This window comes from Bacillus mojavensis (assembly GCF_012648005.1).
Lineage (GTDB): Bacteria > Bacillota > Bacilli > Bacillales > Bacillaceae > Bacillus > Bacillus mojavensis.
Genome location: NZ_CP051464.1, coordinates 730,045 through 746,842 on the forward strand (window position 1 = coordinate 730,045; position 16,798 = coordinate 746,842).

At 36.0% G+C, this 16,798-nt stretch carries 18 protein-coding genes and 1 pseudogene; 9 read left to right on the top strand and 10 right to left on the bottom strand.

Features of this window, described 5'->3' with window-relative positions:
* The first annotated feature begins 21 nt into the window (after positions 1-21).
* The 6 genes from HC660_RS03735 to HC660_RS03765 all read left to right on the top strand — a co-directional run bounded on the left by HC660_RS03735 (position 22) and on the right by HC660_RS03765 (position 6,794).
* The gene (locus HC660_RS03735) at positions 22-3,129 is read left to right on the top strand and encodes a type I restriction endonuclease subunit R (protein ID WP_168747120.1); all 3,108 of its coding nucleotides are present in this window, start codon (positions 22-24) and stop codon (positions 3,127-3,129) included.
* Between the two features lie 13 nt (positions 3,130-3,142).
* Positions 3,143-3,868: a M48 family metallopeptidase gene (locus HC660_RS03740; protein ID WP_168747121.1), complete on the top strand. Its 726-nt coding sequence runs from the start codon at positions 3,143-3,145 to the stop codon at positions 3,866-3,868.
* Positions 3,869-4,547: 679 nt separating this feature from the next.
* Positions 4,548-4,691: a hypothetical protein gene (locus tag HC660_RS03750; RefSeq protein ID WP_168747122.1), complete on the top strand. Its 144-nt coding sequence runs from the start codon at positions 4,548-4,550 to the stop codon at positions 4,689-4,691.
* A gap of 68 nt (positions 4,692-4,759) precedes the next feature.
* A complete protein-coding gene (locus HC660_RS03755; protein ID WP_168747123.1) occupies positions 4,760-5,386 on the top strand; it encodes a Shedu anti-phage system protein SduA domain-containing protein in 627 nt (208 codons plus the stop codon).
* 51 nt (positions 5,387-5,437) lie between these two features.
* Positions 5,438-6,055: a DarT ssDNA thymidine ADP-ribosyltransferase family protein gene (locus tag HC660_RS03760; RefSeq protein WP_168747124.1), complete on the top strand. Its 618-nt coding sequence runs from the start codon at positions 5,438-5,440 to the stop codon at positions 6,053-6,055.
* A gap of 13 nt (positions 6,056-6,068) precedes the next feature.
* A complete protein-coding gene (locus HC660_RS03765) occupies positions 6,069-6,794 on the top strand; it encodes a DarT1-associated NADAR antitoxin family protein (protein WP_168747125.1) in 726 nt (241 codons plus the stop codon).
* A gap of 494 nt (positions 6,795-7,288) precedes the next feature.
* Here the strand turns inward: HC660_RS03765 and HC660_RS03770 are convergent, their stop codons facing one another.
* From HC660_RS03770 to HC660_RS03815, 10 genes and pseudogenes are all read right to left on the bottom strand, one after another.
* Entirely contained in the window at positions 7,289-7,525 is a 237-nt protein-coding gene (locus HC660_RS03770) for a hypothetical protein (RefSeq protein ID WP_168747126.1), read from the bottom strand.
* A gap of 126 nt (positions 7,526-7,651) precedes the next feature.
* Entirely contained in the window at positions 7,652-7,849 is a 198-nt protein-coding gene (locus HC660_RS03775; RefSeq protein ID WP_003240078.1) for a hypothetical protein, read from the bottom strand.
* Complete coding sequence (locus tag HC660_RS03780; RefSeq protein WP_168747127.1) at positions 7,839-8,966, bottom strand: Rap family tetratricopeptide repeat protein; 1,128 nt, start codon at positions 8,964-8,966, stop codon at positions 7,839-7,841. Before HC660_RS03780 ends, HC660_RS03775 begins: the two co-directional genes overlap by 11 nt.
* Before the next feature lie 190 nt (positions 8,967-9,156).
* A pseudogene (locus HC660_RS03785) lies at positions 9,157-9,461 on the bottom strand (hypothetical protein).
* 153 nt (positions 9,462-9,614) lie between these two features.
* Positions 9,615-9,848, bottom strand: coding sequence for a bacteriocin immunity protein (locus tag HC660_RS03790; RefSeq protein WP_168747128.1), 234 nt, complete (start codon positions 9,846-9,848; stop codon positions 9,615-9,617).
* Between the two features lie 232 nt (positions 9,849-10,080).
* Positions 10,081-10,536, bottom strand: a complete 456-nt coding sequence (locus HC660_RS03795; RefSeq protein ID WP_168747129.1) for a TIGR01741 family protein — start codon at positions 10,534-10,536, stop codon at positions 10,081-10,083.
* 89 nt (positions 10,537-10,625) lie between these two features.
* Positions 10,626-11,096 (bottom strand): TIGR01741 family protein, encoded by a 471-nt coding sequence (locus tag HC660_RS03800; RefSeq protein ID WP_168747130.1) that lies wholly within the window; start codon positions 11,094-11,096, stop codon positions 10,626-10,628.
* 34 nt (positions 11,097-11,130) lie between these two features.
* Positions 11,131-11,592, bottom strand: coding sequence for an antitoxin YezG family protein (locus tag HC660_RS03805; RefSeq protein ID WP_168747131.1), 462 nt, complete (start codon positions 11,590-11,592; stop codon positions 11,131-11,133).
* Positions 11,593-11,608: 16 nt separating this feature from the next.
* The gene (locus tag HC660_RS03810; protein ID WP_103672140.1) at positions 11,609-12,097 is read right to left on the bottom strand and encodes an immunity protein YezG family protein; all 489 of its coding nucleotides are present in this window, start codon (positions 12,095-12,097) and stop codon (positions 11,609-11,611) included.
* Between the two features lie 6 nt (positions 12,098-12,103).
* On the bottom strand, positions 12,104-14,113 hold the full coding sequence (locus tag HC660_RS03815; RefSeq protein WP_168747132.1) for a T7SS effector LXG polymorphic toxin: 2,010 nt from the start codon (positions 14,111-14,113) through the stop codon (positions 12,104-12,106).
* A 179-nt stretch (positions 14,114-14,292) separates the two neighbouring features.
* Between HC660_RS03815 and HC660_RS03820 the strand changes: the two genes are divergently transcribed.
* The 3 genes from HC660_RS03820 (at position 14,293) to phrH (ending at position 16,781) form a co-directional block, all read left to right on the top strand.
* Positions 14,293-15,315: a hypothetical protein gene (locus HC660_RS03820; protein ID WP_168747133.1), complete on the top strand. Its 1,023-nt coding sequence runs from the start codon at positions 14,293-14,295 to the stop codon at positions 15,313-15,315.
* Positions 15,316-15,469: 154 nt separating this feature from the next.
* Entirely contained in the window at positions 15,470-16,612 is a 1,143-nt protein-coding gene (gene rapH / locus HC660_RS03825; RefSeq protein ID WP_168747134.1) for a response regulator aspartate phosphatase RapH, read from the top strand.
* Positions 16,602-16,781, top strand: coding sequence for a phosphatase RapH inhibitor PhrH (phrH, locus tag HC660_RS03830; protein ID WP_106021538.1), 180 nt, complete (start codon positions 16,602-16,604; stop codon positions 16,779-16,781). Before rapH ends, phrH begins: the two co-directional genes overlap by 11 nt.
* Positions 16,782-16,798: the final 17 nt, after the last annotated feature.

The following is a 16,798-nucleotide window of genomic DNA, read 5'->3' on the forward strand; positions in this document are numbered from 1 at the left end:
ACTGTTATAGGAGGTGTGTGAATGGCGAGGGAGAAAATTTATGATGAAAGGTATATTAGTCAAATTCCTGCAATCGAAGTATTAAGGAAGTTAAATTACCGATACTTGACATCGGAAGAATCGGGGAGAATGCGTGGAAATCTCCATAACGTTTTATTAAGAAAGATATTGGAAGAAAAGTTAAGATCATTTAATTTCTATGAGTATAAAAATCAAATTTATAAATTTAGTGATACCAATATACAACAAGCCATTCGTGATTTAGATGAACCATTGACAAATGGACTCGTAAAAGCAAATGAAGCGATTTATGAAACGTTAATGAAGGGTAGAACTTATTCTGAGTTTTTACCAGACGGATCAAAAAAATCATTCACAATTCAATTTATTGATTGGAAAAACTTTGAAAATAATGTATTTCATGTTGTAGAGGAGTTTAATGTGGAACGAATGGATGGTCGTGGAAACGTTCGACCTGATATTGTACTATTTGTAAATGGCATTCCTTTTGTTGTGATTGAATGTAAAAAAGCATCCATCTCGATGGAACAAGGAATTAGTCAAATGATTCGTAATCAGGGTAAAGACCATGTACCACAACTGTTTAAATTTGTACAGATGGTTATGTCCACTAACAAAAATGAAACTAAGTATGCAACATGTAATACACCAAAAAAGTTTTGGTCTGTATGGAAGGAAGAAAAGGAAGAATGGTTAGAGTCTTGGTTGGACAAAGCGATTGAAGGCAGATTGCCAACTACACAGGATAAAAATATCATTTCTCTGTTTCATCCTAAGCGTTTATTAGAGATCACCCAATTTTTCACACTGTTCGATAAAGACGTGAAAAAAGTAGCTCGTTATCAACAATATTTTGCTATAAAAGAAATAATTAAAACAATTCAAGAAAGAGATGAACATGGGAATCGTCAAAGTGGTGTGATTTGGCATACACAAGGATCAGGAAAATCACTAACGATGGTAATGTTAGCGAAATACATTCTTTCTGAGTTGTTTGAATATAATCCAAAAGTAGTTGTTGTGACAGACCGAGTTGAGTTAGATAAGCAGATTCATAAGACGTTCCGTCATACAAGATTAAAGGCAAGCAGAGCAACATCAGGCGGCCATTTAGTTGATTTAATTAACGATAACAATGCTGATATTGTTACAACGTTGGTTCATAAGTTCGATACAGCATCTTCAAAACAAAAACCTATTGAGTCAAAGGACATCTTTGTTTTGGTAGATGAATCTCACCGAACACAATATGGAGAGCTTCATATAAAAATGAAAAAGGTTTTCCCTTTTGCATGCTACTTAGGTTTTACAGGCACACCGTTAATGAAAAAAGAAAAAAATACGATGATTCAGTTTGGAAAGCTAATTCACACCTATACAATTGCAGATGGGGTACGGGATAAGGCTATTGTTCCGTTATTATATGAAGGGAAAATGGTTGATCAATCTGTTAATCGAAAGGCAATTGATAACAGATTAGAGATGATTACTCGTAATCTAAATGAAAAGCAAAAAGAAGAAGTGATGAAAAAGTGGAGCCAATTTGAACGAATTGCTTCCTCCAATCAAAGAATAAGTATGGTTGCATTTGACATAAATGAACATTTTCTAAAGAATTACAAAACACAAGGAAGCAACTTTAAAGCAATGTTAGCTACAAATAGTAAGATTGAGGCTATTCGTTACTTAGAATCATTTGAAGAACTTGGTGATTTGAATTGTGCTGTAGTTATTTCTCCGCCTGATCAACGTGAGGGTCATGAAGTGGTAGATGTAGAGTCAAAGGATAAGGTACAGCGTTTTTGGAAACGAATGATGGATCGTTATGGAACACCTGAGGACTACGAGGATGCAATTAAAGATGAATTTATTAATGGTGATGAAATCGACTTGCTAATTGTCGTTGATAAATTGCTCACAGGTTTTGATGCTCCGAGAGCTACAGTGTTGTATGTTGATAAGCCAATGAAAGAACACACACTTCTACAAGCGATAGCGAGGGTGAACCGCCTATATGAAGGAAAGGATTATGGCTTTATTATAGATTATAGAGGGTTATTAGATAAACTTGATCAAGCAATGCAAATGTACTCAGGAGCAGGGTTAGAGAACTTCGACCCTAAGGATTTAGAAGGAGCCATATATGATATCATTAGTGTAATTGGTTCGTTAAGACAATATCATTCTGATTTATTACAAATATTTGCTCCTATTAAGAATAAACAAGATGTTGAAGAGTATGAAGTATGGTTAGAAGATGAAGAACTTCGAGAGAGATTTTATGATGTATTAAGCAACTTTGGGCGGAATCTTGGTATTGCATTAGAATCTGAAAAAATTCACAATGCTCTACGGCCAGAGGAACTTCAAAAGTATAAGAAAGACTTGAAGTTTTTCCAAAAGCTAAGAAAAAGCGTGAAGCTCCGCTATTCCGACACAATTGATCATAAGGAATACGAGGCAAAAATGCAAAAGCTAATGGATAATTACATTTCTGCCGAAGAGATTATCCGTATTACAAATCCTGTCGATATTTTAAATGAAAAAGCATTCGAGGAAGAATTAGAACGCCTGGATTCAAAACGTGCTAAAGCTGATGCTATTCGTACTCGTTTAACGAAAAGTGTAAGTGCAAAATGGGATGAAAACCCTGCATTTTATAAAAAGTTCTCTGAACGTATTCAAGAAGCTATTAAAGAATACAAGGATAAACGAATCTCCGAAGCAGAGTATCTGAATCGAATGAAGGATATAATGAAAGATTATCGCAAAGGTGAATCAAATGACGATTATCCAGAAGTGATTAAGGAAAATCGAAATGCACAAGCGTTTTATGGAGTTGCAAAAGACCTTATGAGCGAAGTTGCGGAGACTTCTGAAAGTTATGGTTCGGATACACTCGGAGATTTAGCTTTAAAAACGGATAAAGTGATTAAAGAACACCAAAAGGTTGATTGGCATAATAATCTTGAAATTCACAATCGAATTGCACAGGACTTAGATGATCTTCTCTTTGATTTTGCAGAAGAAAATGGGATAGAAATAGATTATGATACAATTGATAAACTTATAGAGCAAATTAAAACCGTTGCTCTTAGACGTTATTAAGGTTGTGAACAGCATGGAGAGACATCAAATCCAGTACGTAAATAAAATAATTGACTTTGCTATTCAACGAAAGAATGTTAAGAATATTAATCTTAACATTAAGCCTGATATGACAATAGTGGTGTCTGCACATGATGCCGTTCCGTTGAATTTCATTTATGATTTTGTGAAAAGCAAAGGTGCATGGATTGTTAAGAATGTAAAAAACTTTGAAAATGCACAACAAAATAGCCAAAGTGGGCGAGAGTATGTAAGTGGTGAATCCTTTAAGTACCTTGGAAAACAATATCGTCTACGAGTGCAAAATACTGAGGAAGAGGAAATAGTAAAATACTTCCGAGGATTTATCTATTTATTCGTTAAAGATCCCAATGATTACGACCGCAAAGCTAAACTTATGGATAAATGGTATCGTGAGAAAGCATTTATGACATTTCAGGAATCTCTTAATAAGCAATTTCCATTAGTACAAAAGTACGGAGTTGATAAACCTAATCTTGATTTACGTACAATGAAAGCTCGTTGGGGTTCCGCTTTAACCGACAAGAATACGATTTTATTGAATACAGAGTTGATAAAAGCACCTAAATTTTGTATAGATTATGTAACTTTACATGAGTTAATCCATTTTAAGTACAATGACCATAGTGAAAAATTTTATGACATGCTGTATTCATTAATGCCCGATTGGGAAAAGAGAAAAGCAATTTTAGATGAAGAGATTGTAAAAGACTTATAAGAAATTGAACTTCTTGGTAACTAAACAACCAGCTTAAACAACAAAAGGCAGTTCCTAATATTCATTTGGAGACTGCCTTTTTAATTTCTTATTCAACTTTATCGGAGAATTGGTCTACAAAATTGAGGATTAATTGAGAGATGATGTCTTGTATGAGAAGATGTGGGAATTGTCGTTCACAAGTGGCAACAAACTGCTTGTACACTTCATCCTGAAATACGGAAATTCTTCATAACAGGATTTGATGAACGGAAGATTCTCTTGTCCAATATAAAGTCATTGTTATCTTTCATTTTTTCAACTAAAGACACGATAATCGAGAAATTTTGCTTAATAAAAGCTATCTCGTCACTTTCTAATGAAGGATTTTCAATAATAGGTTATCATCTTGTACAAATTTGCAATACTTTGCTAACCGCTTGATGTACACGTAATGGTCTCCTGCATGAGTTTTGTAAAGGTAGAGTATTTTATTCCAAGCGTTTTTGCAACACCTGTAGGTCATTTCCTTCTTTTAGTAGAAGGTCTTTTACAATTTGGACACGATGTTTGCTATTTACAGTAGTGAAATTGTCTTTGTTCATGGGTACACCTCCTATCTTTTTTTAATTTATATAGTAAGTTTCAAAGGCTATTATTCCAGTATAGTCGTGAATTTTGTAGAAAAGAGATGATAAAAATGAAGATTTATGAAAGGGATTACAATTTCTTGAATGACCATGAAGTAAGAGAATGGGAGGAATTAAAGGAAAAAGAAATTGTACATAGGATAGGGAAGTTAAAAGTTAGAAGGAATTTATATAGGGATTATCCTGTTGCATAAAGGCATAAAATGAGTTTGTTTCCCAACAATCATTTAGATATAGTGGATTTGCAGAATGAAGAACAGTTATGTTGATTGAAGAATTCTCGGAATTTATTGCTGATCAAACAACGAATGAAAGAGATATACTGAACTGGATTAGAGAAAAAAGAGCATACTTTATCATTGCTTCGATAATGAAAAGTTACTATTCATTTGGTCATCATGATGCTTTCATCATTCCAGAATTTCAATTAGGGAATTCATATCAAGTTGATTATCTTTTAATTGGTAAAAGTTCAGGCGGTTATGAGTTTATTTTTGTAGAGCTTGAACATCCAAATAAAAATACGACGCTATCAACAGGTCACTTAGGAGAAACCTTTAGAAAGGGATTAAATCAAGTAAGTGATTGGAGTTCATGGCTTGAAGGTAATTACAATTCCATTTATGAAACGTTTAACAAATATAAAAATAACCATCAAACATTACCGATTGAGTTTCTGAAATATGATAGCTCAAGAATTCATTTTGCAGTAATTGCAGGAAAAAGAGACGATTTCAAGGAGAAAACGTATGAAATTAAAAGGCAGAAATTGAAAGAGCGAACTTTACTCCTACATTACGATAACCTTTATGACATGTCTAAAAACCTAATTGGTGAGGACACTTTTCTTTTGTTGGTGAAGTTTATTTGCGGGCAAACCCCATTGTAGTAGAATTATAGTATAGTCATAAATTACTATATGGGGAAGAGGGAATCTTATATGCGAAATGCTGTTAATGAGTATGGTGTTAGATTTTTGTTACATTTTACACAGGCGAGCAATTTATCAAGTATCTTTGAACATGGCATCCTTCCAATTACTGTCTTGCAATCAAGACGAATGGCTTATAATTGGAATGATGCCTATAGGCTTGATGGTTGTTATAATGCTTCCTGTTTTTCCGTTGAGATGCCAAATTACAAAATGTTCTACAAGTATAGATATGAAAACCCACAATTAGATTGGGTTGTATTAGGAATTAAAAAGGAATTATTATGGGAGAAGGATTGTGCATTTTGTGTGGAGAATGCGGCCAGTACATCAATTACTCAAACCTCTATTGAATCAAGAAAAGGGGTTCAAGCATTTAGAAGATTATATGATGAATTCCCTAATAAACCAACCAGGAGAGAGTTAAAATTACCTACTGCTGTTCCAACCAATCCCCAAGCAGAGGTGTTGGTATTTGGAAATGTCGAACCTTCATATATCTTTTCAGTTTGCTTTGAAGATGCTATTTTACGTGATAAATATAGGAAGTATGTTCCCAATAATGTAAATGTTGAAATACAGAAATGGCTATATCAACCAAGACATGACTATGAGTATTGGAGATAAATAAGGAGGCATTATGGCAGAGAGACCAGTTTTTATCAGTAGTGTAAAAGAAAAAGGATATGTAAGCACACAAGAGATTGAATTTGAATGGTTTCCAGGTTTTTCGGTGAAGCAAAAACAAAAATCAATTGAGTCGTTTCATAAAAATTTCAAAGAAAGAAATCCTTCTTCAAATGTCTTAGAAATTTCCAGTAAATCAGATAAAGAATTAGGCGTAGCTTTAAGTGCATTTAACTTAATGATAAAAACTAAAAACAATAAAGAATTTAGTGTTGAAACCGCATTTCAAGCAAGTAAAGTTTTTGAAAAAGGTGGGCCTTTTTTAGATCTATATAGCAAAACTTCAAAAGAAGCAAAGAAAGATCCAAGAATCAAAAATAGCGGGGAATTACTTTATTTTCAGTATTTCGGAAGAAAGTGGGAGCTTGAACCAAAGACATTTTTTTATGACTGGTTATATACTAATGCATTATCTCATAATAAGGAACTAAGTAAAGAGGTAGTGCAATATGATGCCTTTACAGATATTGAATTTAATCCACACAAGTCCATTAATTGTCAAGCGAGATCGGTGGCTCTCTATGTTTCCTTATATAAAGCAGGTTTGTTAGAAGTTGCTTTGTCATCAGTTGAGAAGTTTAAAGAATTAGCTTTTGGGCAACAACACAATAACAAAAAAGATGTAAAAGTGGATAAAGAGACGACTGAACAGCTAAGTATTTTTGATAAAATGGATTAATTCAAGAATGCTGGTCAAATCTGTAATAGTGTAAAGGGAATGAAGTGAGTTTGAAGCCAACTAAAAAGTAGTGCCAAACAAGATTACACGTTTCACAAAGGATACAAAAATGACTAAAGAAAATCAAAAAGCATTAATAGTGGTGAGATCGGTTAAAGGAATGTTTGGTTGAACAGGCTGTATTCTTTTAAAAGGGATATAACTATTTGAAAGAAAAGGGGAGTTCTGTTCACCTCCCCTATTCCTTACTATAATTACGACTGCTTTTACGGGTATTGAGTTTCTCAATTTGTTTAGGTGAATTCCACTACTCTTAATATGCCCTGTCTACATTCAGCACTCTGCACACGTGGAGTGTGTGGCAGTGCTTGAACTTAGAGAAGGCAACTAACCCTTGGGGTTGTTGCCTTTTTTGATTGTTATAAATGGAAAGGCTAATCTTCATTGTTTTTCTTGAATAATCTTATAGTTAGATCACTAATTTCAGATATATGCTACTCAAGTGAGGTCATCTTTTTGTGGATTTCAAGCAGAAGTTGATCAGCATCTTGAACATTGTTAAGACCAATACGTTTACTCTTTTTTAGAAGATTATCCATATCGTTTATTATTGTAGACAAGTCATTTAGATTGTCTTGTTGTTCTTCGAATTCAACAGAAAGTATATTTGTTTGACCGTAGCTATTTATTTTTTCTAAGAGGTTTACAATTTCTCTTAATTGGTTATACATTACTTCCACCTATCTTGTTTTTTTAGGCCTTTGTTTGGTCTGCATATAGAGTTTGAACACAGCATTTTATCACCTTGTCACCTATTTCTTCAGAAAAAGAGACGCAGCCTAAGCTGCGTCTTGTCCTTAACCAAGCGTTCCGTTTTCTGCAATCGTCATTTCCTTGTCAAAGATGGCTTTGTCTGCTAGGGAGTTCGTTGAATCGTTTGCAGCTTTGCTTGTCATGTTTCTGGATGCTACGTTTACTTCATTTCCTAAGGAAGAACTGATAAAGCTTACACCGATCAAAGCAATTACAGCGCACAAAGTCAGTTTAAATTTCATACAAACAATCCCCTCTCTGAATTTGTTTGCGGGCATGAACCATCTTTTTGAAACAGATAACAGAATCATCCATCTGCCCAATTTCAGTATAAAACTTTGCGGCTAATAATGCCAACTCTTCCATATAAGGATATCCTTGGGATGTCTCTAATTTGTTGAAAACATTTAATAAAATGGACGCTTCTCCTTTTTTGATAAACAGCGCCTGCAATCCTTCAAACATGATTTTAAATAGGCCATCGTCGAATTTACATGCGAAGCGTACGCCTTTTCTAAAACAATCCATTGCTTGGTTTTGTTTATGTTGAAGAAAATAAATTAAGGCTAAATCGTGGTAAGCTTGTGTCAAGTTGTTGAAATTTGATTTTTTAAATTGGAGTATCGATTTCTCCATGTATTTTGCTGCTTTCGTCAATTCGCCCATTTTAAGATAACAATTTCCAATATTGAATAAAGCTTGGCCGTAAATCCGCTTGTTTTTGCTTTCAAGCAGCCGTGCGCCTTTTAGTGCCTGTTCGAGGTGAGGGAGCGCCTTTTCATGACTTTCTAAATCGTCGTAGTTTCCTGCGATCACAAAATGGCATTGTATGCGGCGGACTGAGTAAAGGTCGTGCGTTTTATAGATGTTATACGCCTGAGAAGAATAGTGCATGGATACGTGGGTTTGTTTCATATGATAAAACACTACAGCCATTTTAAAATAAAATTCCGCCCGCTCAATTTCATCCGAAATATAAGGAATTGTGTTTTCCGCTTTTTGATAGAATGTAATGGCAGTTAAGAAATTGCCCTCTTTGAATTCATACATCCCTTGAAAAAAGTAATAGTAGTATTCAACGAGTTTCTCCATCTTCCTGTTGCTGCCTTCAATTCTCTTTAAATATTCTGATAACTCCATTTGGTTTCCTTCAGAAGGAATCACATAGTCGATCATAAGCTGATGACGAAATGCAATGAGCTGATAGTAAATCAAGAGGTCTTGGTCTTCTTCCATGATGTCAATGTCCCGTTCGATCTCAGCTTTAAGCATTTCAGCGTCAGTCACATTAAACTTTTGAATATGCCGGTTCCACTCATTAATTTTCATTCCAACGTGCGGAGACGAAATTGTGCCCAAACTTCCTCACCCTTCCTCTTATCACTAATTATGTAAATTTTATCAATACTGAAATTTAATAGGAAGGGGTTGAGAGACCGCAAAAAAAGTTTTCGGTGCTGTCCGCAAATGGCTGTTTGGGTGTTTTGCGTTATATTTGGTTTTGTGTGGGTTAGTGCAATCATAATTTTCGAATTTTAGATTGCGGTGATTATGACTTACCAGTTTCATCATACTTTTTTAGCAGCTTTTCTGTTTTATGCATTTCTATGGGCATAGGATTCATGTAGTCATTAGCTGATTCTAGATATGCTCTTGTCAGAGTGTCTAGTTTATTTCTAACTTTAGGGAGGTCTTCTTCGAATTGTTCCTCAGAGAAATGTTGGATAAAGACTTTTGCTTCTTCGTATCTTTTTAATATGTTTTTGACCATTGGAGTTGGATTCTTTTGATTGTTTGTTTTATTGTTGTGATTGTTAAATGGATTTGTTTTATTAATTCTTTTCTTATTGTCAAGGTGATGCTCCTTTTATTAAGTAGAGATGAACGAATACAAAATAGCATCTTTACTTTACTACATTAAAATAATCTACCCACTTTTTTAGTTTCCCTTTTAACCTCAAGCACAGTGGCAACTTTATTATCTCTATTCCATTTGAGAGTTGGTTGCTATATCTGTGTAACGGTTTGATTAGAGTACTCATCTTTATAATTTAGAGCAATTCTTACAACTTGCTCCGCTGTGTAATCTTCATTGCTCCAGAAAATTAAATCACTTGGTGCCGGATGAGGAACATTTTTCTCTAATAAATAGAGATATTCACTGACTTTCTCATCATCTAATGTTGGGTTCATTAATTCCTTTACAAGAAAGATCAACTCTTCTTTTGTCAGTTTATCCATTGTTGACCCTCCAATAGATTGTAACTACATTGATTTTACAAATGACTTTATTTCTTCTGGTAATGTTATAGGTTGTTTGCATAATGATAGATAATTGTCTTGAGAAAGGTTAGCCTCATTATAGAGTTTATTAATTGTATTTATAATCAATTTATTTATATGGAAAACCTCTAAAATTTCTTTATTTGATTGGTTTATAAAAAATAGCTCAGCAAAGTAGGGCTGAGCTTAATTATAGACCGAGGTAGCTAATTACAAATTCTTTATCATCCTCATCTTCAGGCGAAATACCAAGGTTTTTATATTCCCATATTGCGATTCTTTCATATCCATCTAATTCTGATACTAAAATATCATCATAATTATAATCTAATTGGAATTCTCCGCTACGATCCAATGTTAGTGTAAGGTTCGTCCAAACATCATCGTTATTATTTCTGTGTTCAGTTCTTAGCTCTTCAAAAAGTTCTCTTAGCTCTCTTAACAACGTCTTGAAGATATCCTTGCTTACGTTGTAATGGTTAGGTATATCTTGTAAATAAATAATTTGATTATTTTCTGGTGTCTTGAAGTGAAAGAGAACCATGGTAGAGTCATTTAATACTTCTGCATAAAGATAAATTTTTGTCCATTCACAAGGTATGATGTTATTTAATTTCTGACTAATAAGCTGATACAAATCTTGCATTTTTTTGTTTCCAATCTTTTCACCTTCAATCGTCGAGAAATCTTAATTATCAAAATAGCTCAGCAGAGAAGGGCTGAGCCATTTTTGATTTATAGACCGAAGTAGTTTATTACAAATTCTTTGTCGTCCTCATCTTTAGGCAATATCCCTAAATTTTGATATTTCCAAACATCTCGTCTTTGAAGGTCATCAAGTTCAGACGATAAAACATCATCATAATTATAATCAATTGAAAACTTTCCGGTGTTTTCTAATTTTAAAGTGAGATTAGTCCAAATATCTTGGTTGCCTAGTTTAAATTCCTCTTTTAGTTCTTCAAATAGCTCTTGAAGTTCAATTAGCAGTTGATCGTAAATCTCTTCGCTCACATCAAAGTGTTCAGGTATAAAATGAGAAAATAAATAATCACTGTTATTTGGTGTTGGAAAATAAAAGTATATATCCGCTGAGTCATCAAGTATCTCAGCATATAAAACGATCTTTTCCCATTGAGATGGAATCATTTCATTTAGGTGTTCAGCAATCTTTTGATATAGTTCACCCATTTTTTGAGTTTCCATTAGATTAACCTCTAACTTTAAATTGTTGATGGCATTATTTAATATTTAGATAATCCTTAACAAATTCTTTATCCTCTTCGTCTTCAGGGAAAATACCTAAGTTATTGTACTCCCAAATCATTTGTCTTTGGTATTCGTCCAATGTAGATTCAATAACATCTTCATAATCATAATCAATTGAGAACGTTCCATCGCTTTCAAGATTCAGTGTCAAATTTGTCCATGCTTCAGGATTATTTTCTTTAAACTCATTGTGTAACTGTTTAAATAACTCTTGAAGATCTATTAATAGTTCTGTATAAATTTTTTTACTAACTTGAAATTGTTCTGGAATGTCGTGAGAGTATATATATTCATCGTTTTCTGGTGTTTGAAAGAAAAAATACACTTCTCTGGAACCGTCTAGTATTTCTGCATAAAGAACAATTTCACTCCAATCAGCAGGAATTATTTTTCCTATGACATCAGTTATTTGTAGATAAGTTTTTTCTAACATCATTATCTCAACTTTATTAAATTGGATTTTCAGGATATTCTTCTAAATATTTTTTTATTAATTTTTGTAATGATGGATCCTTAGGTTCTTCCCCTAAATATTTAAATTTCCAGATGATAAGCTGATCACTGAAACTATAATCTGTCTTAAACCAATCTGTATAATCAAAGTTGACAGTTAATTTTCCTGATCTTTCTAGGCTAAGAGTGAAGGAGTAAAATAATTCTTGATCATGATCTTTGAAAACATCTCTCATTTTTTCGCTTAGTTTAAATAATTCCATCTCATACTGATCGAATTCATTTTCGTCAATATCAAATTCAAACGGAATTTCAAGACTGTACTTAAAATGATTAGGTTCATTTTGAGAATTATAAAAAAAGTAAGTGCCTCCGCCTGTCTCTGAAACCTGAGCATAGAACAAAAATTTCTCCCATGGTTCTGGTATCATTTCGTTAACGGTTTCAGCTATGCTTCTATATAATGCATTTAATTCATTTTCCAAAAAGAATCAACCTCCAGCTTGATTTTTTATAAATTTCTTAAATAATCCTTTGCCTTCAATTCTGTAAATAACCTCAAAAGAGTCTGGTCTTAGAGAGTCTCCTAAATATTTCGGTCGAATTCTTACTGAGACTTTTCTCGGTGGTTCCTCTTTTAGAGCCGCCGCCCATTCGGTCTCCATTTTGTACCATTCTCCGCCAGAACGGTTAATTTGACTATTTTGAGCAACTAAGTTATCTAGTTCTCCTGAACCTCTGAATTGTGATCCTATCAAATGTCCGCCATCGTCATCAGGTAATCGATCTTGAGGCTTTCCAGCGTTTGATTGCGCATATTGATTTCGCTTTGCTTCTCCTAATTGTAAATCAGCTTCAACTTTTGTAATTCTACCATAGTTGTCTGTATTGTATGTGTAGCCCTCTTTTGTTTTATATTCGACATTTGGCTTCAGTACTTTCTTTCTGCTCCATTTTGCATAATGCTCGCCGTATTTGACGTTTACCGGCGGTACAACTGGCGCTGGTGTTCGTCTTCCGCTTGATGAAGTTCCGTACGGTTTCGGCAGGATGACCTTGGCGAATTTCTGCAGTCCCTCTTTAAGTGTGACCCCATTGACTGCGTTGTAAGGAACGCCTGCCGGCACTAAATCGTGACGGGGATGATAGGGGAGAATGTCTGCAAGTGTGAGATCTCCGATTTGATTTAACTTGGTTTTGACGTGTTTTTTTGATACTTCTATGCCTTTGTTTACTTTTTGTTTGACGTGATCAACGGTTTGTTTTGAGACCGTTATGGCTTTTTGGGCTGTTGCTGATTTGCTTGCTGCTGTTTTGACTTTGGTCGTCACTTTGGCGGCTGTGCCAGTTTTTGAGACGGCGCCTACGCCTTTTGTGCCGACAACTGATGTGACAACAGTGCCAACCGCATATGACACCCATCTTGCTCGTGAGTAGGTGTCACCATTCACCATGTCTTTTTGATACGATTCTTCGATTGCTGCTGAAATGGCTTCATACGTTTTGATCGGGTGAGCCACCGCTCCTGTAATCGCTTCAACGGTTCCGCCCGGATCTGTGACCATATCCCACAGACCTGTGACTGCGTCTTTTCCTGAATCGTAAAGGCCGACGGCAACCCCTTTGAAGCCTGCTTCAAGCTCACGCGTGTTTTCAATTTGGGTGAAGTATCTTTGCTGTTCTGCTGTCAAATTTTCATAGCCAATTGTTTTTGCCATTTCGTAGAATTCATCAGCATCTGCATAATCGTAATTTTTCAGTCTTTCTTTCAGTTTTTCAATCTCGCGTTCCTTCGCTTCCTCTTTCTTAATTTTCAAGTAAGCCTCAGTCCGCTTTTCAATATCGCCTTTTTTCTTATGTATGTCACTCTCACGATACGCCTTGGCGTTGTAGTGGATAGGTGTGGCGTTTTTGCCTTTGCCCGTTGCCTCTTGGAGCTTTTGGAAGTCGGACTTGATGAATTGTTCGTTCGGTTCAGACAGGGCGTATTCTGTCTTCAGGTCTTCGTCCAAGGCGTCCAATTTTTCCAGTGTTTTTTTGCGTTTGTCGTTGGCATCGGCCAGCTCGTCTTTGAAGGTTTCTGTTGAAAACAGGTCGAGCGGGAGGATGTTGTTGATATCGTTCAAGATGTCTTTCATCGCTTTTTTCTGTTCGGACATGATGGATTTCGATTTTTGGTGGGCGTTTGCCAGCTCGTGTTCCAGAAAGGATTCTTCGATGTATGCGTCAGAGAGGGCTTTATCCTCGACGGCTCCGGCGATGCTGTTGAAAAATGCGATTTTCATGTCGATGTAGTCGATCCATTGGTCGGTGACGCCAACGTGGTCGTGATAGAAGGCTTTGATGTTGCTGGCGCCTTTTCCTGAGAATTCGCTGTCACTGAGATCAGCAACGCTTTTTAAGGCTTTTCTCAAGTTGACCATTTGCGTTCTTAGTTCTTTATACTCTTTCGCGCGGTCTGTCGCTTCAGAAAGCAGTGTTTTCGCTTCAAGTACTTTCATGACCATTTCCCTTCTTTTGTTCGCTCAATATCAAAATTTTACCACGGAGCAGGATAAGAATGGCTGTGGAAACGTGTTTCGATGGAAAAATGAGTCGTTTGGCATGTGTCTTTATTCACGAAGGGATTGTGTAAACATAGTCGAAATGATTATTGATAGACAGTTAAAGGAGCATTTTGATGAAGAAAAAACGCATTATATTCGGTTTATTAGGGTTTATGATATGCATCATCCTGTTTGCTCTGTATCTTCAGTTACATAATAAAAGCAATATTCCTGTCAAAACTTCTGCCATTCATCCCGAAGAAGACCGCATCTATTTTATCTATTCCAACCCTCTCATAAAAGAAAGCACGCTGCTCTCAACCTCAACAGGCGAAAGATTTAATAGGCGCACGTTCAAGGTGGCGGATGTGCCGTACATCCAAATGAAGTCTTACGCATCAACAGACATTGTTTTATTAGCGGAACATGAGTCCTTTTATTACACGCTGGAGAAGGATGCCATAAAAAAGCATCCGCTATCAAATCCATTTTCGTTTTGGTATGAGGGGAAGGATGTTTCTGTTAAGGCCTATAACGTTGATACGACGGGGAATGACGTGCATATAAACGACAAAAAAACGAAAAAGGAATATAGCCTCACCTTGCCTTCACTTGTCACGATGGGGTCGAGTGACGAGAATTATATTTATGTCATTCAAGGCATGGCAATTTACGTGATTGACAGAAACACAGAGGAAATCATAGAGACCCTGAGCTTAGCCTCATACGCTGATAAATTCGCAGACTCGGAGGAATTTATTGTCGCGAGCTCGCAGCATGAACTGACTGTGATTGAAAAAGGGACATGGAAGACAAATTATATTTCTTATCCTGATGATCTTGAATATGCTGATACCGTGTACTATGACAAAGAAAGCGGCAGTTTTTATGTGACGTACGAAGACAAAGAGGGGGAAGCGAACCTGCTTGAGTATGGGAAGGACTTTTCTTTTCACACATACGGCTTAAAATTCCCTTATATGGATGCAAAGTTTAAGGGGAGTCAACTGTATGTTGTTGCTCAGGAAGAGCATAAAAAGGGCATTGGCGGGTATGTGGGTGTGTTTGATATCCATTCCAAGAAGATGCTTTATCAGTTTGATTTGCCTGAGGAACAGGTGAAAGTTCAGGATATTGTTGTGGTTGACAATAAGTGATGAAATAAAATGATATTGGACCCTTGCATAAAGGGTCTTTTTTTGCCGAGAAAACAAATTGACAGGATGAAAAAACAATTTCTTCCTTTCATATTGTTTTCAAAATTTGGGATTGATAGAATATGACATATCTCACAGAGAAGGAGGGAAGCCGTTGAGTCAAGCCATACCGTCTTCGCGTGTTGGTGTTAAGATTAATGAATGGTACAAGATGATTCGCCAGTTCAGTGTTCCGGATGCTGAGGTGCTGAAAGCGGAGGTGGAGAAGGACATTCAGCAGATGGAAGAGGATCAGGATTTGCTGATCTATTATTCTCTCATGTGTTTTCGGCACCAGCTGATGCTGGATTATTTGGAGCCGGGACAAACATATGGGAATCGCCCTACAGTGACAGAGCTTCTGGAAACGATTGAAACTCCTCAGAAAAAACTCACAGGCCTTTTGAAATACTACTCTTTGTTTTTTCGCGGCATGTATGAATTTGATCAAAAAGAATATGTGGAAGCGATCGGTTTTTATCGCGAGGCGGAGAAGGAACTGCCGTTTTTGTCAGATGAAATTGAGAAAGCGGAATTTCATTTTAAAGTGGCAGAAGCGTATTACCATATGAAGCAAACCCATGTGTCGATGCATCATATCCTTCAAGCCTTAGACATTTATCAAGACCATCCGTTATATAGCATGAGAAGAATACAAAGCTTGTTTGTCATAGCGGGAAATTATGATGACTTCAGATGCTATGATAAAGCGCTCCCGCATTTAAGAAAGGCGCTGGAGCTGGCAATGGATATTCAAAACGACCGGTTCATTGGCATCTCTTTATTGAACATCGCCAACAGTTATGACAGGTCAGGAAGATATGATTTGGCCATTGAGTACTTCCAAAAAGCGGCGAAAGTAAGCAGAGAAACGGTCCCTGATTTGCTGCCGAAAGTCTTGTTTGGGTTAAGCTGGACATTATGTAAAGCTGGACAAAAACAGCAGGCGTTTCAGCTAATAGAAGAAGGATTAGAACATATCACAACCCATCCAAATGCGGGGGCCCATAAATTTTATAAAGAATTGTATCTGTTCTTGCAGGCAGTGTACAAAGAGATTGTTGACGAACGCAAAATTCATGACCTTTTAAGCTATTTCGAAAAAAAGAACTTGCACGCTTACATTGAAGCATGTGCCCGCAGCGCTGCCGCTGTTTTTGAAAGCCGCTGTCATTTTGAGCACGCTGCTGCGTTTTATCGGAAAGTGCTGAAAGCGCAAGAAGATATTCAAAAGGGAGAGTGTTTATATGCTTATTAAGAAAAAAGTGATGATGTGTCTTGCTGTTCCCCTTATTTGCGGAAGCATTGCAGTTCCTTTCTTGACACAGTCCGGCGGTTTTAAGGAATCAACGGATCGAAACACGACGTATATCGATCATTCCCCTCATCATGTCATGACTGATCAGGATAAGAAAGCCCTTAGTTAGGGCTTTTTTTCTTGCTT